This window comes from Methyloligella sp. GL2 (assembly GCF_013341275.1).
GTDB lineage: Bacteria > Pseudomonadota > Alphaproteobacteria > Rhizobiales > Methyloligellaceae > Methyloligella.
In genome coordinates, this window is record NZ_CP054476.1 from 305253 (window position 1) to 327698 (window position 22446).

At 64.1% G+C, this 22446-nt stretch carries 22 protein-coding genes and 1 tRNA gene; 14 read left to right on the forward strand and 9 right to left on the reverse strand.

Translation table 11 applies throughout. From position 1 onward, the window contains the following. Window positions 1-12: 12 nt before the first annotated feature. The 3 genes from HT051_RS01435 (at window position 13) to eutC (ending at window position 3613) form a co-directional block, all read left to right on the forward strand. Window positions 13-1287, forward strand: a complete 1275-nt coding sequence (locus HT051_RS01435; protein ID WP_174540381.1) for an aromatic ring-hydroxylating dioxygenase subunit alpha — start codon at window positions 13-15, stop codon at window positions 1285-1287. A gap of 188 nt (window positions 1288-1475) precedes the next feature. Then, window positions 1476-2810, forward strand: coding sequence for an ethanolamine ammonia-lyase subunit EutB (locus HT051_RS01440; protein ID WP_305798174.1), 1335 nt, complete (start codon window positions 1476-1478; stop codon window positions 2808-2810). Beyond that, a complete protein-coding gene (eutC, locus tag HT051_RS01445; RefSeq protein WP_246810136.1) occupies window positions 2810-3613 on the forward strand; it encodes an ethanolamine ammonia-lyase subunit EutC in 804 nt (267 codons plus the stop codon). The genes HT051_RS01440 and eutC overlap by 1 nt, the downstream gene beginning before the upstream one ends. Window positions 3614-3950: 337 nt before the next feature. Here eutC and HT051_RS01450 read toward each other — a convergent pair whose 3' ends face one another. Beyond that, window positions 3951-4367: a GNAT family N-acetyltransferase gene (locus tag HT051_RS01450; protein ID WP_174540383.1), complete on the reverse strand. Its 417-nt coding sequence runs from the start codon at window positions 4365-4367 to the stop codon at window positions 3951-3953. Between the two features lie 236 nt (window positions 4368-4603). Between HT051_RS01450 and HT051_RS01455 the strand changes: the two genes are divergently transcribed. Genes HT051_RS01455 through HT051_RS01465 form a run of 3 tightly spaced genes read left to right on the forward strand, consistent with a single transcriptional unit; the run spans window position 4604 to window position 7076 of the window. After that, window positions 4604-5878 carry a molybdopterin-dependent oxidoreductase gene (locus HT051_RS01455; RefSeq protein WP_246810137.1) on the forward strand — a complete coding sequence of 425 codons (1275 nt, stop codon included), beginning with the start codon at window positions 4604-4606 and terminating at the stop codon, window positions 5876-5878. A gap of 11 nt (window positions 5879-5889) precedes the next feature. After that, complete coding sequence (locus HT051_RS01460) at window positions 5890-6270, forward strand: cytochrome c (RefSeq protein ID WP_174540384.1); 381 nt, start codon at window positions 5890-5892, stop codon at window positions 6268-6270. 56 nt (window positions 6271-6326) lie between these two features. Next, window positions 6327-7076, forward strand: coding sequence for a class I SAM-dependent methyltransferase (locus HT051_RS01465; protein ID WP_174540385.1), 750 nt, complete (start codon window positions 6327-6329; stop codon window positions 7074-7076). A 4-nt stretch (window positions 7077-7080) separates the two neighbouring features. On the opposite strand, the gene dinB is transcribed toward HT051_RS01465, so the two are convergent. Together dinB and HT051_RS01475 are read right to left on the reverse strand one after the other, a co-directional pair. After that, window positions 7081-8199, reverse strand: coding sequence for a DNA polymerase IV (dinB, locus tag HT051_RS01470; RefSeq protein ID WP_208454408.1), 1119 nt, complete (start codon window positions 8197-8199; stop codon window positions 7081-7083). 64 nt (window positions 8200-8263) lie between these two features. Next, a complete protein-coding gene (locus HT051_RS01475) occupies window positions 8264-8974 on the reverse strand; it encodes a type 1 glutamine amidotransferase domain-containing protein (protein ID WP_174540386.1) in 711 nt (236 codons plus the stop codon). Between the two features lie 157 nt (window positions 8975-9131). Between HT051_RS01475 and HT051_RS01480 the strand changes: the two genes are divergently transcribed. Together HT051_RS01480 and HT051_RS01485 are read left to right on the forward strand one after the other, a co-directional pair. Further along, on the forward strand, window positions 9132-10388 hold the full coding sequence (locus HT051_RS01480; RefSeq protein WP_174540387.1) for a DUF763 domain-containing protein: 1257 nt from the start codon (window positions 9132-9134) through the stop codon (window positions 10386-10388). Window positions 10389-10545: 157 nt separating this feature from the next. Continuing rightward, window positions 10546-11691 (forward strand): alkene reductase, encoded by a 1146-nt coding sequence (locus HT051_RS01485; RefSeq protein WP_174540388.1) that lies wholly within the window; start codon window positions 10546-10548, stop codon window positions 11689-11691. 71 nt (window positions 11692-11762) lie between these two features. Here HT051_RS01485 and HT051_RS01490 read toward each other — a convergent pair whose 3' ends face one another. Both HT051_RS01490 and HT051_RS01495 read right to left on the reverse strand, forming a co-directional pair. Further along, the gene (locus HT051_RS01490) at window positions 11763-12725 is read right to left on the reverse strand and encodes a DMT family transporter (protein WP_246810138.1); all 963 of its coding nucleotides are present in this window, start codon (window positions 12723-12725) and stop codon (window positions 11763-11765) included. A 118-nt stretch (window positions 12726-12843) separates the two neighbouring features. Continuing rightward, on the reverse strand, window positions 12844-13293 hold the full coding sequence (locus HT051_RS01495; protein WP_174540389.1) for a MarR family winged helix-turn-helix transcriptional regulator: 450 nt from the start codon (window positions 13291-13293) through the stop codon (window positions 12844-12846). Window positions 13294-13423: 130 nt separating this feature from the next. On the opposite strand from HT051_RS01495, the gene HT051_RS01500 reads away from it, so the two are divergent. Both HT051_RS01500 and HT051_RS01505 read left to right on the forward strand, forming a co-directional pair. After that, window positions 13424-13843, forward strand: coding sequence for an organic hydroperoxide resistance protein (locus tag HT051_RS01500; RefSeq protein ID WP_174540390.1), 420 nt, complete (start codon window positions 13424-13426; stop codon window positions 13841-13843). A gap of 27 nt (window positions 13844-13870) precedes the next feature. Beyond that, window positions 13871-14431, forward strand: coding sequence for a DUF308 domain-containing protein (locus HT051_RS01505; protein WP_174540391.1), 561 nt, complete (start codon window positions 13871-13873; stop codon window positions 14429-14431). Here the strand turns inward: HT051_RS01505 and HT051_RS01510 are convergent, their stop codons facing one another. After that, window positions 14432-15493: an LLM class flavin-dependent oxidoreductase gene (locus HT051_RS01510; RefSeq protein ID WP_174540392.1), complete on the reverse strand. Its 1062-nt coding sequence runs from the start codon at window positions 15491-15493 to the stop codon at window positions 14432-14434. A gap of 167 nt (window positions 15494-15660) precedes the next feature. Here HT051_RS01510 and HT051_RS01515 point away from each other — a divergent pair, with 167 nt between their 5' ends. Together HT051_RS01515 and HT051_RS01520 are read left to right on the forward strand one after the other, a co-directional pair. Next, window positions 15661-16665, forward strand: coding sequence for an NAD(P)-dependent alcohol dehydrogenase (locus tag HT051_RS01515; RefSeq protein WP_174540393.1), 1005 nt, complete (start codon window positions 15661-15663; stop codon window positions 16663-16665). A 292-nt stretch (window positions 16666-16957) separates the two neighbouring features. Further along, window positions 16958-17608: a class I SAM-dependent methyltransferase gene (locus tag HT051_RS01520; RefSeq protein ID WP_174540394.1), complete on the forward strand. Its 651-nt coding sequence runs from the start codon at window positions 16958-16960 to the stop codon at window positions 17606-17608. A 227-nt stretch (window positions 17609-17835) separates the two neighbouring features. On the opposite strand, the gene HT051_RS01525 is transcribed toward HT051_RS01520, so the two are convergent. Both HT051_RS01525 and HT051_RS01530 read right to left on the reverse strand, forming a co-directional pair. Then, window positions 17836-19056 (reverse strand): AIPR family protein, encoded by a 1221-nt coding sequence (locus HT051_RS01525; RefSeq protein ID WP_174540395.1) that lies wholly within the window; start codon window positions 19054-19056, stop codon window positions 17836-17838. A gap of 410 nt (window positions 19057-19466) precedes the next feature. Next, the gene (locus HT051_RS01530; RefSeq protein ID WP_174540396.1) at window positions 19467-20303 is read right to left on the reverse strand and encodes an oxidoreductase; all 837 of its coding nucleotides are present in this window, start codon (window positions 20301-20303) and stop codon (window positions 19467-19469) included. A gap of 115 nt (window positions 20304-20418) precedes the next feature. Here HT051_RS01530 and HT051_RS01535 point away from each other — a divergent pair, with 115 nt between their 5' ends. Continuing rightward, on the forward strand, window positions 20419-21090 hold the full coding sequence (locus HT051_RS01535) for a TetR/AcrR family transcriptional regulator (protein ID WP_174540397.1): 672 nt from the start codon (window positions 20419-20421) through the stop codon (window positions 21088-21090). Between the two features lie 90 nt (window positions 21091-21180). On the opposite strand, the gene HT051_RS01540 is transcribed toward HT051_RS01535, so the two are convergent. Continuing rightward, window positions 21181-21255: transfer RNA gene (locus tag HT051_RS01540), tRNA-Gly, on the reverse strand. 255 nt (window positions 21256-21510) lie between these two features. Between HT051_RS01540 and trxA the strand changes: the two genes are divergently transcribed. Further along, window positions 21511-22425, forward strand: coding sequence for a thioredoxin (gene trxA, locus HT051_RS01545; RefSeq protein WP_371740619.1), 915 nt, complete (start codon window positions 21511-21513; stop codon window positions 22423-22425). Window positions 22426-22446: the final 21 nt, after the last annotated feature.

Consider the following 22446-nt stretch of genomic DNA (forward strand, 5'->3'; position numbering starts at 1 on the left):
TGGAGGGCGATCGTGAGCAACCTGAATGACGCGCCGAGAAGCGACGAAAAGCTGAACTCGCTTGTTGCCGACATTATCGAGACGGCGGCGCTTCCCCTGAAGCGGGCCTCGACCCTGCCGGCGGCGGCCTATACGGACGAGGACTACTTTCAGCTGGAGAAGGAGAAGATCCTGGCCGCCGGCTGGATGTGCATCGCCCATGTCTCGCAGCTGAAGGAGCCGGGCGACTACGTCGCCGTCGATCTTCTGGACGAGCCGATGATGGCGGTGCGGGACCGCGAGGGCGAGATTCGCGTGCTGTCTCGGGTCTGCGCCCACCGCTCCATCGACATTCTGCCCGAGGAAATGGACATCCCGCGCGAGGGGCAGAAGAGCGTCTTCGTCTGCCCCTATCACAGCTGGGCCTACAATCTCGACGGAAGCTTGCGCGGCTGCCCGCAGATGCAGAATGCTGAAGGCTTCGACAAATCCGACTGGCGTCTGGCGACCTTCCGCAGCGAGATCTGGAACGGCTTCGTGTTCGTCAACCTCGACGGCAAGGCCGAGCCGCTCTGCGAGCAATACGCCGATTTCGGCACCGCCATCGCGCCCTGGAATGCACACGAGATGGAAGTCGTCATCGAGCTGGAATGGGAGTGCAACTTCAATTGGAAGGTGATGATCGAGAACTGGATGGAGTCCTATCATCACATCGGCGCCCACAGCCAAACCCTGAACGTCTCCATGCCGGGCCAGTTCACCTGGTCCAGCGCCGAGCAGCCGCATTTCATCCATGCGCATCTGCCCTTCACCGACAAGGTGCGGGCCGAGGTGCAGGATCTGGCGAAAGGCGGCGAGAAAGCCTCCAGCTCTTTCACCCCGGTGGAAGGCTTGAGCGAGCAGCAGCTCACCGAGTGGAGCCTGTTCGTCGGGTTTCCCTGCTTCATGTTTCTGGCCGGTAACGACCGCACCTTCTGGTATCGCCTACTGCCGATCTCGGCGGAGCGCTGCAAGCTGATGACCACGACGCTGGTCTCCAAGAAGGCTCTGGAGGCGCCGGATTTCGCCGAGACGGTGAAGAGCGAGACGGAGATGCTGCGCGAATTCCACACCGAGGACATGCTGATGAATGTGGCCGTGCAGCGGGGGCTTCACTCCTCGAAAGTGGTGCGCGGGCGCTTAAGCCATTTGGAGGAGCCGATCTGGCTGATCCAGCGCCATGTGGCGGCACGGCTGCAGGACGGCTTTCCGCAAAGAGCCGATCGCGCGCCCTATTACGGCCCGTTCGCGGCGACGGCAGCGGAGTAGCGCGCTGCATTTGCCCGTCTGGTGCGGAGGCCGTGTCGTGTGAAGGCAAATGTTGGCCCGGCGGCGATTTGCGGCTTGAGCTTCTTGTGATTCGTGGTTTGCTAGCGGGATGCATGCTTCGGCGCTCGCGCTCGTTACTCCACCAAAGGGAAGCTGAAATGGGCACGCAAGAACCACTGAAAAGCTTGATGGCGAAAGCCTCGCCTGCACGCTCCGGCGACTTCCTCGCTGAGGTCGCCGCTTTGAGCCAGGAAGAGCGGGTGAAAGCGCAGCGCCGCCTCGCCGACACCACCCTGGCGGAGATTCTCAACGAGCCGCTGATCGATCCGGACGAGGACGAGGTCTCGGCGCTGATCTACGAGCAGCACGATGCGGAAGGCTTCGCCCCCATCGCCAACTGGTCGGTGGGCGAATTTCGCGAGTGGCTATTGTCGGAGGCCGCAACGCCGGAAGCCATCGCCGATCTGAAATGGGCACTCACCCCAGAGATGGTCGCCGCCGTCTCCAAGATCATGCGCAATCAGGATCTGATCGCGGTGGCCAAGAAGCGCCCGGTGGTGACGGCGTTCCGCACCACGGTGGGGCTTCCCGGTCATATCTCGGTGCGCATCCAGCCGAACCATCCGACCGACGATCCGAAGGGCGTCGCCGCCTCCATCGTCGACGGGCTGCAATTCGGCTGCGGCGATGCGGTGATCGGCATCAACCCGGCGACCGACAGCCCGGCCGCGATGCGCCGGCTGCTGGAGCTGATCGAGGAGCTGCGGCTTCGTCTCGGCTGCCCGGTGCAGTCCTGCGTGCTGGCCCACGTCACCACCGCCATCGACTGCATGTCGCGCGGCGCGCCGGTCGATCTGGTATTCCAGTCCATCGCTGGCTCGGAGAAGGCGAACAGCTCGTTCGGCATCTCGCTTTCCATGCTGCGCGAAGCGCATGACGCGGCGCGCGGGCTGAAGCGCGGCACGGTCGGCTCCAACGTGATGTATTTCGAGACCGGCCAGGGCGCGGCGCTCTCGGCGGACGCCCATCACGGCATCGATCAGCAGACCATGGAGGTGCGCGCCTATGCCGTAGCGCGGGAATTCGACCCGCTGCTGGTGAACACCGTGGTTGGCTTCATCGGCCCGGAATATCTCTATGACGGCAAGGAGATCATCCGCGCCGGGCTGGAGGACCATTTCTGCGGCAAGCTGCTCGGCGTGCCGATGGGCTGCGACGTCTGCTACACCAATCACGCCGAGGCCGATCAGGACGACATGGACAACCTGCTGACCCTGCTCGGCGTGGCGGGCGTCAACTTCATCATGGGCGTCCCCGGCTCGGACGACATCATGCTGAACTACCAGTCCACCTCCTATCACGATGCCGCCTATATCCGGCAGGTGCTGAACCTGCGCGCGGCGCCCGAGTTCGAGGCTTGGATGGTCGAGGCCGGGCTGTTCGATTCGGACGGCGTGCTGCTGCCGGCAAGCCATGAGCGGGCGGCGCGGCTGCTCGGCCAGGCCAAGCTGGAGGCGGCGTAGTGGCGGACGAGCCGGTCTCGAGCGGCAAGAAACCGGCTGCGCCTGCGGGCCATCCGCTGGCGCCGCTGAAGCGCTTCACCGAGGCCCGCATCGGGCTCGGCCGTTTCGGTGCCGGGCTTCCCACCGCCGCACATCTGGATTTCTCCGAGGCTCATGCGCGGGCGCGCGATGCGGTGCATGCCAGCTGCGATGCCGATGCCATCGAGGCGACGCTGAAAGCCGCCGGCCGCGAGGTAATCCGGGTGAAGAGCCAGGCGGCAGACCGGGCGACGTATCTGCGCCGCCCCGATCTCGGCCGCAAGCTCGATGCCGAGTCAGCGCAAGCGTTGCGCGATATCGGCAATGACGGCGGCGTCGCCATCATCATCTCCGAAGGGCTCTCGGCCTATGCGGTGAATACTTATGGCGCGGAGACGGCGCTTGCGGTGGCGGAGGCCTTAGAGCCGCAAGGCATTGCGCCCATCGTGCTGGCGGAACAGGGCCGCGTGGCGCTGTCCGATCCGATCGGCGAAGCGCTCAATGTGCGGCTCGCCATCATCCTGATCGGCGAACGGCCGGGGCTTTCGGCCGCCGATAGTCTCGGCGCCTATCTCACCTTCGATCCCAAGTCTGGCCGCTCCGACGCGGACCGCAACTGCATCTCCAATATCCGCAAAGGCGGCATCTCGCCGAAGGACGCCGCCGCCAAGATCGCCTGGCTGGCGACCCGCGCTTTCGAGCTCGGCCTGACGGGCACGAAGCTGAAAGACGATGCGGAAGACTTGCTGGAAGGCAGTGCGCCTGAGGCTTTGCCGGAGAGCTAGGGGCTCACCTCCGTCATGCCCGGCCTTGTGCCGGGTATCCGCGTCAGAGATCCATCATCTTATCGAAGTGTTCGTGGATCGCCGGGACAAGCCCGGTGATGACGACAGAGCGTGTGGCGGACGCGGTGCGGCACGGCGCACTCCCTCCCCCTAGAAGGGGGAGGGTCGGGGTGGGGGGCGGTCACCCGACTGATTCCGAAACGCCGAAAACAGACCCCCCTCTAACTCCCCCCTTTCAGGGGGGAGGACCAGCCCGTGCTTGCCCCCTCACCCGGATGCTCCGCATCCGACCTCTCCCCGCTGGGAAGAGGTGAAGGCCGTGCCCACCGCGGGGTCGCTACCCCTCGCGCGGCAGCGAGAAGCAGCGGGGCTCGTGGTCCATGCCGATTTTCGGGTAATAGGTCTCCGCCTCCGGCGCGGCGATCAGGAACAGGCGGCAGCCGGGCCCGGCGGCCTTGTGGGTCTCGGCGATCAGGCACTTGCCGATACCTTGATGCTGATAGGCGACGTCGACGCCGAGATCGGAGAGATAGCAGCAGAACGCGAAGTCGGTGATAGCGCGGGAGACGCCGACGAGCTTTCCGCCGTCGCGCGCGGTGACGACGATGTCGGCGTTGCGCAGCATCTTATCGAGCCGAGCAAGATCCTCGGCGGGGCGGGCATTGCCCAAAGTCGAGCTGTTCAGGATGGCCTGGAAGTCTTCGGCGGAAAGCTCGGGCTCTTGGGAATAGGTGATCGGCACGTCAGCACTCATGAAAATTCTCGGGACACCCATCATGCCGTAGAGCCCGCGCGCGCTCCAGGCCGGGATGGCAGAGGATTACGGGCCGGTCGAAGCAGCCGGCTCATTGTTCGTTCCGTCCCGGATGCAAAGCCTCTCCCGACGACCGATAGAAAAAAGATCGATCAATTTCTTCGATTCGTTGCGTTGGACGGGTACTCTCAACCTGACAGAGAATTCCGAAGATGGCCGACATCTGGAGGAATGCCATGTCTGAGCGTGCCATGTCCGAACGCGCAACGCCTCGCTTTCCAAGCCGGCGGAGCCTCCTGAAGGGGCTGGGGATCGGCGCCTTGGCGCTTTCGTCCGCAGCCAGCTTTGCCCGACGTTCCTTGGCCGAGACTTTGGCCGAGGAGACGACGCGCCTGCCGCTTCCCGGCGGGCCGGATACGCGAAAGCTGACGACGAGCTTCCCCGAGAAGGGGGAGATGATCCTGCAGCGGACCCGGCCGCCTTTGCTCGAGACGCCGTTCGAGGTGTTCGACAAGGGCATCTTCACGCCGAACGACCGGTTCTATGTGCGCTGGCACTGGGCGGTGATCCCGACGGATGTCGATGCGGCGGCGTTTCGGCTGAAGCTGCATGGCGCGGTGAACACGCCGCTGGAGCTGTCGCTGCCGGAGATCTTGGAGCTGCCGCGGATCGAGATGGCGGCGGTCAATCAATGCTCGGGCAATTCGCGCGGGTTTTTCCAGCCGCGGGTGCCGGGCGGCGAATGGGGCAATGGCGCCATGGGCAATGCGCTTTGGACCGGGGTGCGGCTGAAGGATTTGCTCGACAAGGCAGGGGTCAAGCCGGGCGCGGTCCAGGTCCGCTTCACCGGGCTCGACAATGTGCTCGTTCCCGACGCGCCGCGCTTCGTCAAATCGCTGGATATCGACCATGCGCGCGACGGCGAGGTAATGATTGCCTATGCGATGAACGGTACGCAGCTTCCGCTGCTGAACGGCTTCCCGCTGCGGGTGGTCGTGCCCGGCTGGTACTCGACCTATTGGATCAAGTCGCTCGAAGAGATCGAGGTGCTGGACAAGCCGGACGACAATTTCTGGATGGCCAAAGCCTACAAGATCCCGGATACGCCCGGCGCCAACATGAAGCCGGGCGAGACCGGCGTGCCCATGGTGCCGATCAGCAAGATGGTGCCGCGCTCCTTCCTGACCAATCTGACCGATGGGGCGGAGGTGGCGGCCGGCAAACCGCAGCCCCTCCGCGGCATCGCTTTTGGCGGCGATTGCGGCGTCGCGAGGATCGATATCTCCACCGATGGCGGCAAGAGCTGGCAGCCGGCAAAGCTCGGCGCGGATCACGGGCGCTACAGCTTCCGGGGTTGGCAGGCGGAGATCGCCCTCCCCAAACCGGGCAGCTATTCGGTGATGGTCCGCTGCACCAATACGGACGGGCTGGCCCAGCCGATGACGCCGAATTGGAACGGCGGCGGCTATATGCGCAATGTCGTCGAAGAGACAGCACTGACGTTCGCTTGAGGAGGCCGACGATGATCAAGACACCGCGCGCGACACTCGGCCTTATCCTCCTCGCCCTGACTTTGACGCTCTCCTTACTGGTTTCCTTGCCGCTTGCCGTGCAGGCGGCGGACAATCCGCCCGCTCTGCCCACGGACTTCGCCCTCCATTCGGAGAGCATCACCCTGCCATCGAATTTCGATCCCTTCCCGGAAGGGCCGGGCGCGGAGGCGATGAACCGCAACTGCCTCACCTGTCATTCGGCGAGCATGGTGCTGTATCAGCCAAAGCTCAGCGAGGCGCAGTGGGAAGGCATTGTCGATAAGATGGTCGACATCTTCAAGGCGCCGCTCATCCCGGACGATCGGGACGCGATCCTCGACTATCTGACCAGCTTCCAGAAGGCCGAGTAGACCGCCGGCCATCGCTCGCATTCAAAACCGCATCCATCTGCAGTATGTGATGCGGCATGACCGAAGCTTTCAACGATCACTTCTCGGCGCGGTCGGCGGATTATGCGGCCTACCGGCCGGGCTATCCGGCCGCGCTCGGCGACTATCTCGCATCGCTCCCTGAGACCCGCGAGACGGCGCTGGATCTTGGCTGCGGCTCCGGCCAGTTGAGTCTGCTGCTCACCGAGCATTTCGATCATGTGCATGGGCGCGATGCCAGCGCCGAGCAGATCGCCCATGCGGTGCCTCATCCCAAGGTCGATTACGCCCAAGCGCGGGCCGAGGCGACCGGCCTTGCGGACGCATCCGTCGATCTCCTCACCGTGGCGCAAGCGGCGCATTGGTTCGATCTCGCTCCCTTCTATGAAGAGGTGCGCCGGGTGGTGAAGCCGGGCGGGGCGCTGGCGCTGATCAGCTATGGGGTGATCGAGGGGCCGGGCCCGGTGGGCGATGTTCTGAAGGATCTCTATGCGAACGTGCTCGCCGGTTACTGGCCGCCGGGGCGCGAGTATGTGGAAGCGGGCTACGCCACAATGCCGTTTCCCTTCACGGAGACGGAGAGCCCGACGCTTTACATGGAAGCCGACTGGCCGCTGGAGGGGCTTGCCGGCTATATCGCCACGCTTTCCTCGGCAATGCGGGCCGAGAAGGCGCTTGGCCCGGAGCCTTTCGCGCGCTTCCGGGCGGCGCTTGCGAAAGTCTGGGGCGATCCGGCCGAACCGAAGCCCTTCCGCTGGCCTCTGGCGATCCGCGCGGCGCGGCTTTGAAGCGTCACGCCTCAGCCAACAGATCGAGCTGGCCGTCCGGGTGTTCGGCCTCCTGCTCCGGAAAGCCTGAGACGGTGACGCCGAGCAGGCGAATGCCCTTCTCGCCCAAAGGCGCACGGCGGACCAGCAGGCAGCTCAAGCGATAAAGCTCTTCGCGCGAGGCGACCGGCTGGGCGGCGGACTGGGCGCGGGTCACCTGCTGGAAGTCGGCATATTTCACTTTCACGGTGACGGTGCGGCCATAGATGTTCGTCTTCTCGCACCAGCCCCAAACCTCATCGGCAAGCTTCGCCAGCGCCTCGTCGATGGCAGGAAGCGCGGTGAGGTCTTCTAGGTAGGTGCGCTCGCAGCCGGAGGATTTGCGGATGCGGTCGGCATTGACGCGGCGATCGTCCTCGCCTCGCGCGATGGTCGAATACCAGCGCCCGGCCTTGCCGAAATGCTGCACCAGCTGCGCCACCGGAACATGGGCCAAATCGGCGCCGGTCACGATGCCGAGCCGGTTCATCTTGGCGGCGGTGACCGGGCCGATGCCGTGGAACTTGCCGACGGGAAGATTGGCGACGAAGGCGGCGCCCATGCCCGGCTTGATCACGAATTGTCCGTTGGGCTTGTTCTGATCGGAGGCGAGCTTGGCGAGAAACTTGTTGTAGGAGATGCCGGCGGAGGCGGTAAGTCCGGTCGCTTTGAGGATCTCCGCGCGGATCGCCTTCGCCGTCCCGGTGGCGGTGGGCAGGCCTTGCAGATTCTCGGTGACGTCGAGATAGGCCTCGTCCAGGGAGAGCGGCTCGATCAGCGGCGTATAGCGGGCAAAGATGGCGCGGATCTCTTGCGAGATAGCGCGATAGACCTCGAAGCGGGGCTTGACGAAGATCAGCTCGGGGCATTTGCGGAGCGCCGTTGTGGACGGCATGGCCGAGCGGACGCCGAAGACCCGCGCCTCGTAGCTGGCCGCAGCGACCACACCGCGGGCGGCGCCCCGCCCCACCGCCACAGGGCGGCCTTTCAGCTCCGGATTATCCCGCTGTTCGACCGAGGCATAGAAAGCATCCATGTCGACATGGATGATCTTGCGCGAGGCAGTGGCCGGCGCGCCGGAAAGTGACATGCCAGAGGAAGACATGCCGGAGGAGGACATGGAATCGGCCATGACCCTTCCCGCTATAGCATGAGTCCGGCGCGCACGGTTATTGCGAGACGGGTTCCGGAGTCAGCTCTTTCAGCATCAGCTCTGCGGCCGGACCGGCGGAGGCCGGGTTCTGGCCGGTTATCAGGCGGCCGTCGGAAATGGCGAAGGGTTCGAAATCGCCGACCTTCTCGTATTTGCCGCCGAGCTGCTTCAGCCTGTCCTCGAGCAGGAACGGCACCTTGTTCTGCAGCTCCACGGCGACTTCCTCCGAATTGGTGAAGCCGGTGACGCGGCGGCCTTTCACCAGCGGCTCGCCGTTCTCGTCCTTGGCATTCACCAGCCCGGCGGGGCCGTGGCAGACGGCGCCGACCACCTTGCCCTCGCCCCAGGCCTCGGTCAGCAGATCGGCCAGGGCCGTGCTGCCCGGCAGATCCCACATGGTGCCGTGGCCGCCGGGGAGAAACACCGCATCGTATTTGGAGACGTCGATCTCGGAGACCGGCTTGGTCTCGGCCAGGGCGGCGCTCGCCGTCTCGTCGGCGAGGAAGCGGTCGACGCTCGCCTCGTTCTCTCCCTTCGGCTTCACCGAACGCGGATCGATCGGCGCCTTGCCGCCTTCGATGGAAGCCAGGGTGACGTCGGCACCGGCATCAACGAAGGCGTAGTAGGGCGTTGCCAGCTCCTCGAACCACAGACCGGTGGGCTCGCCGCCGGCGCCCATGGTGGCGCTGGAGGTGACGATCAGCAGGATGTGGAGCGGGTTGGCCATGGGTCTCTCCTCGGAGAAAATTTCAGCTTGGCCGCTGATCTAGAAAGCGGGAGGCGCATCGGCAAGGCCGATTCGGCGCGGGAATCTCGCGAACCTAGCGGGAACGACTCGCGAATGTTACCGTGTTCCGGCTTCGTTCACTTAAGGATTCGTAAACATGGCGCGACGCGCCGGCAGTGCCGATTTGCCTTTGCATGGCGGCCGCGTGCCCGCCTGGCTGGGGCAGCGCATGACCCGGCTCGGGGCGCTGATCGCGCAGACGATCGTGCTTGAATACGGGCGCGACGAGTTCCTGCGGCGGCTCTCCCATCCGTTCTGGTTTCAGAGCTTCGGCGCAGTGATGGGGATGGACTGGCATTCCTCCGGAATCACCACCAGCGTGATCGGCGCGCTGAAGCGCGGGCTGAACCCGATCTCGGGAGAGCTCGGCCTGCATGTCTGCGGCGGGAGAGGAAAACACTCGCGCGCCACGCCGGGCGAGCTCGACGCCATCGGCATGAAGGTCGGGATCGACGGGGCGGCGCTGGGCCAGGCGAGCCGGCTGGTGGCCAAGGTGGACAGCGCGGCGGTGCAGGACGGGTTCGACCTCTATCTGCACGGCTTCATCGTCACCGACGACGGCAAATGGGTGGTGGTGCAGCAGGGGATGAACGGCGATAAGCGCCAGGCGCGCCGCTATCACTGGCTGTCGGAGGATCTGAAGAGCTTCGTCGAGGCGCCGCACAGCGCCATCGACGGCGAGACCCAAGGCGAGATCGTCAATCTCACCGATATCCGCGCGGCGGCCTCAAAGGAAGGCCAGCTCTCGCTGCTCGCCGATCTGGGGCCGGACAAGATCGTCGCCGAGGCGGCGGCGCTGCGGAAATCCACCGAGACGGCGCCGGCGCAAGAGTTGCTGCCGCATCTGATCATGCCGTCCCATCACGAGGTGAGCGCGAAGGATGTGGTGCTGCGCCGGCTGCATGGCGCGCTGGCCGCCGCAGCCGAGCAGGGGCCGAAGGATTTCGCCGATCTTCTGATAGTGCCGGGGGTCGGGGCGCGCACAGTGTTCTCATTGGCGCAAGTCGCCGAGGTGGTGCACGGCGCGCCCTGCCGGTTCTCCGATCCGGCGCGGCATTCCCTCGCCCATGGCGGCAAGGACCGGCATCCCTATCCGGTGCCGACGCGGGTCTACGATAAGACACTGCAGGTGCTGAAAGCGGCGGTGGAGAAAGCCAAGCTCGGCAATGACGACCGGCTGGCGGCGCTGAAGCGGCTGGATGCGCAGTCACGCGCCTTGGAGCGCAAAGTGGGCGGACCGAGCTTCGATGATTTCGTTGCCGGCGAGTGCGCCCGCTCGCACGATTATGGCGGTCGAAGCGTGTTCGGCTGGGAGAAGCCGCCCGCGGAACAGACGCGCAAGCGGCAAGCTTAAGCCTGCGTCATCTCCGCTCGTGGCGGGCGGCATCTCTTGACGCATTCGCCACGCAGCCTATCTCGCAAAAAGCACATCTTATTTTCGCCCGGCCGTCCCCCGGTCGGCGTGTTGCCGCAAATTCGATAGCCCCACCCGCAATAGGAACTGCTCTCCCATGTCGACCAAAACCGAATTCGCGCCGCTCTTCGAACCGCTGAAGATGGGCGATCTCACCCTGCCCAACCGCATCGTCATGGCGCCGCTGACCCGGGCGCGCTCGACCTATCCCGGTCATACCCAGACGCCGCTTCATGCGCTGTATTATGCGCAGCGGGCCGGCGCTGGGCTGATCGTCTCCGAGGCGACCCAGATCAGCCAGCAGGGCCAGGGCTATGCCTGGACGCCCGGCATCTTCAGCGATGAGCAAGTGGAGAGCTGGAAGCTGGTGACCGATGCGGTCCACAATGCCGGCGGGCGCATCTTCTGCCAGATGTGGCATGTGGGCGCGATCTCCCACAATGTGTTCCAGCCCGATGGCGGACAGCCGGTCTCGTCCAGCGCGTTTCAGCCGGAAGGCCAGGCTTTCGTCGGCGACTATCTCGAAGACGGGCCGATGGTGCCGCTTCCCGAGGCACGCGCCCTGAAGCTGGAAGAGATCCCGCGGCTGATCGAGGATTACCGCCACGCTGCGCGCTACGCCAAGCGGGCCGGTTTCGACGGGGTGGAGCTGCATGCGGCCAATGGCTATCTGATCGACCAGTTCATCCGCTCTTCGGTCAATAAGCGCACCGATGCTTATGGCGGCGCGCTGGAGAACCGCTTGCGGCTTCTGACCGAGATTGTCGATGCGCTTTGCGAGGTGCTGCCCGCGAACCGCATCGGGGTGCGCCTGTCCCCGATGGGCGGTCCGGGCGGAAGCTATGACGAGGATCCGGAAACGACCTACACGGCGGCGGCGAAGGCGATCTCCGGCAAGGGGCTGGCCTATCTGCACGTGGTCCGGCCGAACGGCCATACCAGCGCCGGTGCCGACATCCAGGAAGGCAACGCCATCTCCAAAGCCATGCGCGAGGCCTTCGGCGGGGTGTTCATCGCCAATGGCGAGTTCCAGCCCGACGAAGCGGCGCGCTGGATCGAAGATGATCTCGCCGATGCGGTGGCGTTCGGGCGGCTATTCATCTCCAATCCCGATCTGCCGGAGCGCATCGCCCAAGGCGGCCCGTTCACCGAGCCGGATATGGCGACCTTCTATGGCGGCGGCGCGGAAGGCTATGTCGATTATCCGACATTGGCGAAGACCACGACCGCACTTTCAGACTGACCGTTTCGGCAGCCGAGCCGGGCGCGCGGCCAAAGCCTTGTGTCCGGGCTCTGCGTCCGGTTCGTTGAGCCTTACGGCTCGCCTTCGCTCAAGGCCTGGTCCATCGCCTCGCGGGATTTCTCCGGCCCCTCGCGGTTGACCAGCCACAGCGCGGTGCCGATCAGCAGGCCGCCCAAGCCTTCCATCCAGGTGAGATGGGCATCGAGGATCAGGGCGGAGAGGATCACGGTGAAGAACGGCGCCAGAAACAGATAGCTGCTCGCCTTGGTGGCCCCGCCTTTGGAGAGGGCCACGAACCACAGGCCGAAGGAGCCGGTTGAGGCCGGGATCGCCAGCCACAGGAACCAGCCCCATTGCGCCGGGCTGGTGTCTTCGGGCCAATGCTGACCGAGCCCATAGGCAATGAGCAGCAGGATCAAGGCGCCGAACAGCATCTGCCAGAAGCTGAGGGTCCAGGGGGTCACCGGAAGATGCGCCCGCTTGGTCAGCACCGTGGCGAAGGACCAGCAAATGGCCGCGGCAAGCGCGATGAGCTCGCCGAGAAGCACGTCGCCGTCGAACAGCCCCGTACCGCCGGCATCCATGGCAAAGGCGACGCCGATGACGCCGAGGATGAGACCGGCGACGCGTTTGCCGTGCAGCGCCTCGCCGAGGAAGATGCGGCTGAGCAGCGCCACCCAGATCGGATTGGTGAACAGCAGGATGGCCGCGGTGGAGGCGGAGATCGACACCATGGCCAGGAACAGAAGACCCAACACGCCGGCAGTCTGAAGCAGGCCGATCAGCATGATCAGTCCTGCCTCCCGCCAGCCGAGCGCCGCTGGTTTCAAACTGGCACCGAAGCTCCCCGGCTGAAACGCGATGATCGGCAAGGTGGCGAGCGCCGCCACCACGAAACGCCAACCCACCAGCACCATGGGTGGGAAGCCGTCCTGCAGCAGGATCTTGCCGGCGATGAAGCTCGACCCCATCAGGAAGGTGGCGGCAACGAGCGTTACGGCAAAGGCGAGCTGGCGGTTACTGGTAGCAGACAAAGGGCCGCTCACTCCGCCAGCATGTCACGCACCATCGGCGCGACTTTGCCGCCGAACGGCTCGATGCAGCGCATCAGCTTCTCCTGGCGGATCATACTGGCGTACTTAGGCAAAGCGCTTAAGCCCGATCTGCGACGAAGGTGGTCACGGAGTCGCGCAAGGCCTTGAGCTGGCTGTTGAGCTCGATCAGCTTTTCGACCGGCATGCCGGCGGCGGCCAGAAGGGTTTCGCCGAGGCAATGGGTGCGCTGCCGCATCGCGGTCCCAGCCTGTGTCAGTGCGACGAAAACCTGGCGCTCGTCTTTCGGGTTTCTTTGCCGTTTGACCAGGCCGGCCTGTTCCAGCCGTTTGACCAGCGGTGTGATGGTGCTCGACTCCAAACCCAGACGTTCGGCGATGGCGCCGACTGTCGCCTCGCCATTCTCCCACAGCACGTGAAGCACCAGGAACTGCGGATAAGTCAGTCCGAGCTCGTCCAGCAGCGGCTTGTAGGCGCGGCTGATCGCGATATTCGCTCCATAGAGCGAGAAGCAAAGAAGCTGGTCCAGCGTCGGAGTTCGGTTGCCCATTCTCTTTCGTCGATCGTTGTGGTCTCACGGATTCGTTATCGCGATAATTTATATCTGGACACAGCAATTCTCAAGCCCTAACTATCGTTATTGCAATAATCAATATCGCGATATGTATAAGGAGCTTGATATGAAAACCCTCTATCTCGCAACGGCAAGGGCGGAAGGCGGCCGGACGGGCGCGGTGGCTTCCAGCGACGGCAATCTCACCCTTTCGCTCGATACCCCGAAAGAACTCGGCGGTTCCGGCGGGACCGGGACCAACCCGGAGCAGCTTTTCGCGGCGGGCTATGCGGCGTGTTTCCTGAGCGCGGTGAAGTTCGTCGCTTCCTCGCGCAAGCTTCAGATCGGCGAGCCCGGCGTCACCGCACAGGTCGGCATCGGCAAGCGCGAGGACGGCGAGGGCTTTGCGCTGAACATCGCGCTGCGCGTCGAAATTCCGGGTCTCTCCCGCGACGAGGCGCAGGAGCTAATCGAGCAAGCCGACCTCGTCTGCCCCTATTCCGAACTGGCCCGCAACGGCGCGCCGGTCGATCTCGCATTGGCCTAACCGGACGGACGTAAAGGAGCATCCAAGATGACAGAGAAAACGATGGCGTCGAACGGCTGGCTGAAGCGCTATTACTACACCCGCGCAGGCGTTGCCGCCCTATGGGTCGCCGCCGTCTTCACGATCGGCATGGAGAACCCGCTGATCGCCGCCGTGCTGCTGGTGGGGTATCCCGCCTGGGACGCGCTGGCGAATCTTGCCGACGCCAAGAATAGCGGCGGCTTGGCGCGCAATCCGGTGCAGCTCTTCAACTTCTTCGTCAGCATCGCCACCGCAATTGCCGTGGCGCTGGCGCTCGGGCGGAGCATGAATGCGGTGTTCGCCGTCTTCGGCGTCTGGGCCGGGATCGCCGGCATTCTGCAGCTGGTGATCGGCCTGCGGCGCTGGAAATATTTCGGCGCGCAATGGGCCATGATCCTGAGCGGCGCGCAGTCGGCTCTGGCGGGCGGCTTCTTCGTCCAGCAGGCCTACGGCGCAGCGATACCCGATATCGGCGGCATCGCGCCCTATGCGGCCTTCGGCGCCTTCTATTTCGGGGTGTCGGCGGTCCTGCTCACGCTTTCGACACGCCGCAACGAGCCGGCCTGATCACTCAGCCTCCGTGCGCGCGAGCGGCGCCGCCGCCAGCATCTCCTTGACCAGGGGCACCACCTTGCCACCATAGAGCTCGATGCAGCGCATCAGCTTGTCATGAGACAGCGTGCCGGCACTGTATTTCAGATCGAAGCGGGTAATGCCGAGACCGCGAACGGTGGCAGCGATCTTCGTTGCCACCGTCTCCGGCGAGCCGACATAGAGCGCGCCGCTATCGGCCTCAGCCTCGAAGCGGTCCCGCTCCAAAGGCGGCCAACCGCGATCCCGGCCGATGCGGTCGAGCATCGCCTTGTAGTCCGGCCAGAGCTCATCGCGGGCCTGCGTGTCGGTCTCGGCGACATAGCCGGGCGAGTGCACGCCGATAGCTTTCGGCGTCTCGCCCCGTTCGGCATAGGCGCGGGCAGCCAGCTCCACCAGCGGTTTGAAGCGCAACGGATCGCCGCCGATGATGGCAAGGATGATCGGCAGATCGTAGCGCGCGGCACGGACGATGGATTCGGGACTGCCGCCGACGCCGATCCAGGTCTTCAGCGGCGGGGTCTCGATTTCCGGGAAGACGCGCTGGTTCGAAAGCGGCGGGCGTAGCGCGCCTTGCCAGGTGACCGGACCGCCGCGGAGCAGCGCGGCGAAGAGATCGAGCTTCTCTTCGAACAGCTCCTGATATTGCGACAGGTCGAAGCCGAAGAGCGGGAAGGATTCGGTGAAGGAGCCGCGGCCGAGGATGACTTCCGCGCGCCCGCTTGAGACCGCATTCAGGGTCGAGAAGCGCTGGAAGACGCGGATCGGATCGTCGGAGGAGAGCACGGTGACCGAGGAGCCGAGGCGGATGCGTTCGGTTTTTCCGGCAATGGCGGCCAGCACCATCTCCGGCGAGGAAATGGCGAAATCTTCGCGGTGATGCTCGCCGACACCGAAGAAGTCGAGGCCGAGCTTGTCGGCCAGAACCGCCTCCTCCACAACATTGCGGATCACTTCCCCTTGAGGAAGCAGCGTGCCGTCCGCATCCCTGGTGACGTCGCCGAACGTGTCGAGGCCGAGTTCGATTGGGTTCGCCATGATGCGGCAGAGTTAAGCTCTGCCCGGTCCTGCCGCAACAGCATCCGCAGTGCCCGCGACAACCGGTCAGTGGTGCAATCGGACCGAGACGGGCACTCATCGCGAGGCTGGGCGTTACAGACAGAGACCCCACGCGATCGCGGGCGGGGCCGAAACAAGGAGGCAGTATGAAGGCCATCATTATCGAGAAACCCGGAGGCTTGGACAAGCTGACCCTCGTCGACCGCGACGATCCCGGCGCGCCGGGCAAGGGGGAGATCCGGGTACGGCTTCACGCCAGCTCGCTGAACTTTCACGATTACGCAGTGGCCAAGGGCATGATCCCGACTGCTAATGGCCGCATCCCCATGGCGGACGGCGCCGGCATCGTGGAGGAGGTCGGCGAGGGCGTCACGGAATTTGCCGCCGGCGACAAGGTGGTCTCCTGCTTCTTTCCCGATTGGCTGACCGGCGGGCCGACGATCTCCGATTTCAGCAAGACGCCGGGCGATGGCACTGACGGTTATGCCCGCGAAGCCGTGGTCACGCCGTGGAGCTGGTTCACCCATGCGCCGAAAGGCTGGAGCCATGAAGAGGCGGCCACCATCACCACGGCGGGGCTGACCGCCTGGCGCGCGCTGGTCGTGGACGGCGGGCTGAAGGCCGGCGACACGGTGCTGCTGCTGGGCACGGGCGGCGTCTCGATCTATGCGCTGCAGATCGCCAAGGCGATGGGCGCGCGTGTCGCCATCACCTCCTCTTCGGACGCGAAGCTGGAGCGGGCGAAAGAGCTCGGCGCCGATTACACCATCAACTACCGCGAGGACGAGACTTGGGGCCGCACCGCCGCGCAATGGGCGGGCGAGGGCATCGACCATGTCGTCGAGGTCGGCGGCCCCGGCACGCTGGCGCAATCGATCCGTGCCTGCCGCACCGGCGGACATATCGCGCTGATCGGCATTCTCACCGGACGCGGCGGCGAGGTGCCGACCATCAACCTGATGGCCAAGCAGGCACGGCTGCAGGGCTTGATCGTGGGCAGCCGGGAGAACCAGATCGACTTCGTCAAGGCGCTGGAAGCGACCGGCATCCGCCCGGTGATCGATAAGAGCTTCCCGCTCGCCGAGATCGCCGAGGCCTTCCGCTTCGAGGAGGCGGGCAAGCATTTCGGCAAGATCTGCCTCAAGATTTGAGGCGGTCCGCCGCGAAAAGCGCAATCGAACCGTCACATAGGCCGGTTAGGCCTGTTCCGATGGGCGGCGCGGCACGGCGTGGCGCACAGCCTTGCTTGAAGGGGGATTCCCGCATGGGAAACCTGATATATGCGAGCGCGGGAGGGCCGAAAATGACGCATGAGGTCATCGCCCGCTTTCAACGCGGCGCGTTCTGGGCCATCTTACGCGGGGCGCCGCTTTTTAACCTTCGCAGCATCCAGGCGTTACCCGTCCTGTCGCATGACGGTGCGGGTCCGGCGGGGGATATGGGATGAGAAAAACAGACAAGCAATCCGATTTCAGCCATTTCTTCCGGTCCTGGCTGTCCGATCCGCTACGCGTTGCGGCGGTGGCCCCGTCCGGCGACGCGCTGGCGCGGGTGATGACGAAAGAGATCCTGTCGCTGGACGGGCCGATCCTCGAGCTCGGGCCCGGCACCGGCGTGTTCACCCGAGCCCTCCTGGCGCAAGGCGTGCCGGAGAGCGAGCTGACCCTGATCGAGGCGGGGGACGAATTCGTCACCATGCTGGAAGGGCGGTTTCCGCAAGCCCGCATCCTGCGCATGGACGCCGCCCATATCGGGCGCCAGCCTCTGTTCGAGGAGGCCTCGGTCGCCGCGGTGGTGAGCGGATTGCCGCTGCTTTCCATGCCGCCGCGCAAGGTGTTTCCGATCCTGCTCGGTGCGTTCGGCTATTTGCGCGAAGGCGGCGCCTTCTATCAGTTCACCTACGGGCCGCGCTGTCCGATTCCGAAGCCGATGCTGGAGCGGCTGGGGCTTCGCGCCTCGAAGGTCGGCCGGGCGATGCTCAACCTGCCGCCGGCCACGGTCTACCGCATTGCGCGGCAAGGCGAATGGCTGGAGCCTACGCGGGCACCAGCGCGCTTGTGCGCCGCGCCCCTCGCCAATCAAGCGGCCGAGTAGGGTTTTTGTCCAAAGCTAGGGCAGACGGCAACAATGTTGGACGCTTTCAGCTGTTGTGAGGGACAATTCCCCCAAGATGCGCTTTAGACTGCAGGATTTGTCTACCAATTCGACGGTGCGCGGTGCCGGTGGCCGTGTGAGCGATGAACGGGACGTGCCGTTGTCGCGCCCTGAAAAGCGAAAGCCCGACTAGTAGTCGGGCTTTCGTCGTCTCGTGTGTGGTTGTTCTATGCGACCGCGCTCTGCTTACGTAGAACATGGAGTTCCAGGCTCTGGTGCATCAAGTTCCAGAACCCGCGGTTCTTTCCAAGGACATCGGGTTTGTGGCCAAAGTCCTGAATTGCCTGCCGTACCGTGCGAAGTATTATTGGTTTGGTTTCATGCCAGAATTCGACGATGCCGTCTTCGCCGACCGACCAGTAGGCATCATCCGTCTCTGAGTCACACCGTACAAGGTTTCGGAAAGCCGCAAATATCGGATACGCGGCGCCCTTAGTAAGACGGAATCGGTTTGGCGACAGTTCCGCAAACGGGAATTCAAACTCCGCGCGCTTGGCCTCTTCGACAATAGAAAGGCCCCCAGCCCTGCCGCCAAACTCCTCGTTCCAAGCATCACGGAAATCGTGCCGAATATAGTCCATGAGCACTAAGCCTCCCTTCAGAAGAGGACGAAGCCGGTGATAGGTCGAGGGCGCCTCGTACCTGCTATCACGCCACTGATCAAAATCAGCTGCAAATTTCTTGGCTGGCCCTGACCATTTCTCGTAGGCTGCTACTGGATTCTGACCGCCGCCATTTGGGAAGTCGAAGATGTTGAGAGCTTCCATAGTAGCGATGAGGTCCCTTACATCGGCATGGGCAACATCACTTTCCCGCCAGGCAATCAGCTCCTTGAAGCCCGCGTTATCCATCTCCTGTTGGAGCCACTCGTACTTGCCGTCGAGAAAAGCAAGGGAGTGCTCCTTGACGGCAATGCCGGTGTTCAACCCCATTGATATCTCGGCGATCCACGTGGGAGGAATCCCGGTAAAGATCCTCACTTCAACGAACTGATTATCTGGTATGAGTGTCTTTTCACGGGTGTCGCAGATAATGTCGTACGTGTGACCGCCATCCACGATGCCCTGTCCGTCGCCGACGACGATTTCATATTCGTTGTCATTCAAGCGGCGCACTCCATCGGCAATAATCGTAATCCCCTTGTTCAGAAGATCGAAGGTACCAGGGATACCAATGTTGCCGGTTAGGGTGTCGCGAACGTCCCGATAAACCCGCTTGTTCAGATCGCGGCCTTCAAAGTCGCGGGCATTCGCCTCCTTTGATAGCCCCGCAGGCAGGTCGGAACAGCGCACCAAGAAGATGTGCTTCTCGCTTCCGACTTCGGTCTGAGTTGCATTGGAAAAACGGCGTGCTTGCGCCACACGCATCGTGTGCGTTGTCTTTGACATCGTCTAACTCCTTATTGTGCCGCTGAGCGGCCAATTTATGCCGTAGGCACGATCACCTCGACGTTTTCCGTTATACGCGACTCTTCTGTCTTCACAACCGCTATTTTCTTGAAGGCAAATTTTGGGACGGGATTTCTGCGGCTCACTGACGCGACGGAGGGTCGATCCACTCGGTCCAAACTAAAGAGTGCCTTCTATGGCGGCTTTCGTTTCGGTAGGTTCCGACTTGATCGGCACTGTTGTCTTAGACGTCGCTATGATCCCCTGTCGCCACGAGTAGCGGACGACTGCCCAAAATCTAGATCCACTCGGGCGTGCCCTAAGGCTTGTCCGCATGAAGGCGGTCTCTGTGGTTTTCGGGAAAGCGCTCTTCGAGACCTGGAGTAGGCGTCGAACGGGCAAGCCCGATCTTAATCGAAATCGGTGGAGCGCGAGACGTCCTCCCACGCGGCAATCTCCTGCTGCATGGCGTCGATCTTCTCGCCGACAAGCTTCAGCGCGTCGGCACCGAGAAACAGCCGCGTCGGCGGGTTGTCCGACTCCACCAGCTGCAGCAGCACCTCCGCGGCCTTGGCCGGATCGCCGGGCTGCTTGCCGCTCTTCTCCTTCCGCGCGGCGCGGATCGGATCTATCACCGCATCGTAGGCGGCAATGCTGCGCCCGGTGCGAACCATGGACCGGCCCGCCCAATCGGTGCGGAACTGGCCGGGCGCCAGCGCAATCACATGAACGCCGACGGATTTCACCTCCTTGCCGAGCACCTCGGAAATTCCCTCAAGGGCGAACTTGCTGCCGCAATATGCGGTGATGCCCGGCATGGTGATGAAGCCGCCCATGGAGGTGACGTTGACGATGGTGCCGGAGCGCCTTGTCCGCATTCCAGGCAGAACCGCTTTCATCATCGCCACGGCGCCGAACACATTGGCATCGAATTGCCGGCGCATCTCTTCGAGCGTCGTTTCCTCGAAAATCCCTTCATGGCCATAGCCGGCATTGTTGACCAGCACGTCGATGGGCCCGAATGCCGCCTCGGCCTTGGCAACCGCGCCCGGAATGGCGTCGAAATCGGTGACGTCGAGCAGAATTCCGAGAGCGCGGCCGGTCGGATCGGCGGAGAAGGCCGAGGCGGCGTCTGCGTTTCGCAGGGTCCCGGCAACCTTGTGACCGGCGGCCAACGCGGCTTCCGCAAACGCCTTTCCGAGGCCCGAGCTGACACCGGTGATGAAGAAAACCTTGGACTCGCTCATCTGTCGCTCCTTTCGCCGGGCAGCGCGCAATAGCCCGTGCCGACCGTTTAATATCGTGATCGACTATCTATATCGTGATATAAGTTTTTCAAGATGAGAATTTCAGGGTGCGACCATGGACGCAGAGCTGACGACATCCCAGCCACTGAGAGAACGGAATAGGCAGCTTGCGCGGGATGCGGTGCTGGACGCGGCGACGCGGCTGCTGCAGGCGGGCCCGGGCGCCGACTTCTCGATGCGGGCTCTCGCCGCCGAGGCGGGGGTGAGCTTCGCCACGCCGTTCAATCATTTCGGCAGCAAGACCGCGATCATGCAGGCGCTGTCGGCGCGGGTGATCGAGCGGATGTCGGCGCGGTTCGACGAGGCGAATCCAAAGGGCGACGCCATCGACCGCGTCCTGGCCATGGGCCGGATCAGCGTCGGCCTGCTGTTGGAGAAGCCGGATGTCTCCAAGGCGGTTGTCGCCTCGCTCGGCGTCGCCACCCCGGTCCCGAGTGCCGTCCGGCCGAAATCGGAAGGGCTGTGGGTGCAGGCGCTCGGCGATTGCTCCGGTTTGGATCCGGCCATGCGGGATTTGGGGCGCGCGCTGCTTCCCCAGCAGCTCGCCTTCAGCTTTCGCGGTTGCCTGTCGTTCTGGACTGCCGGGGAGGTCAGCGATGCGCTCTTGCCGCAAGCGTTCCGGGCGGGGGCCTTGACGGTGCTGCTCGGCTTTGCCGATCCGGGGCGCCGCGCCTCAATGCTTGCGGAGATCGAGCCGTTGCCGGTGTCCCTGCCGACGGCGCCCTAGCGGCGCTATGGCAGGCCATGCCCGCGCCTGGCACGCGGTTCACCGATTCGATTGTTGGGAGTTCGTCTGCGCGGCGCGCTGTTCGAAACTTGGAGCGGGCGATGGGATTCGAACCCACGACCCCAACCTTGGCAAGGTTGTGCTCTACCCCTGAGCTACGCCCGCATCCGATCTGCAGCGCCGGTATCGGCCGGCTGCAGCGTTTCGAGAAGCGCGTTTTAGTGGATCGCTCCGGTTATGTCTATAGGAGCTGAACGGCTGAAACGCTCGATCGCCGCTTTTCTTGTTTCGCCCTACTCTCGCCCTGCCCGGTTGCCAAAAGACCTCAGGGGACGCATTTTCGGGAAGACATTTCTCAAACAAAGCCGGTCCTGAAGGCATTTCGGGACCTAAGGCGTACTGGCAGGTAATTCGATGAGTATGGAAGGCCCCATTCTTTCCGGCGGCGGCGCAGCCAATGGCGGCGGCGACATCATCAAGAACACGACCACGGCGGAGTTCATGCGCGACGTCGTGGAGGCGTCGCAGAGCGTGCCGGTGCTGGTGGATTTCTGGGCGCCGTGGTGTGGCCCGTGCCGCCAGCTCACGCCGATGCTGGAAAATGCGGTGCGCGCGGCCAAGGGCGCGGTGAAGCTGGTGAAGCTCAATATCGACGAGCATCCGGAGATCCCCGGCCAGATGGGCGTGCAGTCGATCCCGGCGGTGTTCGCCTTCAAGGGCGGCCAGCCGGTGGACGGGTTCATGGGCGCGGTGCCGGAATCCCAGATCAACGCGTTCATTGCCCGGCTGACTGCGGATGGCGATGCCGCCGGCGGAGCGGGCGATCTGGAAGCGGCCGAAGCGGCGCTTGCGGCAGGCGATGCCAATGCCGCGGCGCAGATTTTCGGCCAGGCGCTGCAGGAAGACCGCGAGAATGTGAAAGCGGCGGCGGGGCTGGCCAAATGCTATCTTATGACCGGCGATCTCGCCCGCGCCGAGCAGACGCTGGGGCTGGTGCCGCCGGACAAAGCCAATGACGAGGCAGTGGCGAGCGCCCGGGCCGAGCTGGAGCTCGCCAAGAAGGCCGAGGATGCCGGCGATATCACCGCGCTGCAGGAAGCGGTCGCCGCGGACCCGAACGATCTGCAGGCGCGTTTCGATCTCGCCGTGGCGCTGGGTGCCAAGGGCGAGCGCGCGGGGGCGGCGGACGCGCTGCTCTTCATCGTCGGCAAGGACCGCGCCTGGAAGGACGACGAGGCGCGCAAGCAATTGCTGCAATTCTTCGAGGCCTGGGGGCCGAAGGATCCGGCGACGCTGCAAGGGCGGCAAAAGCTCTCGTCGCTGCTATTTTCGTGATCGTGCCAGACGGGGAGCGAC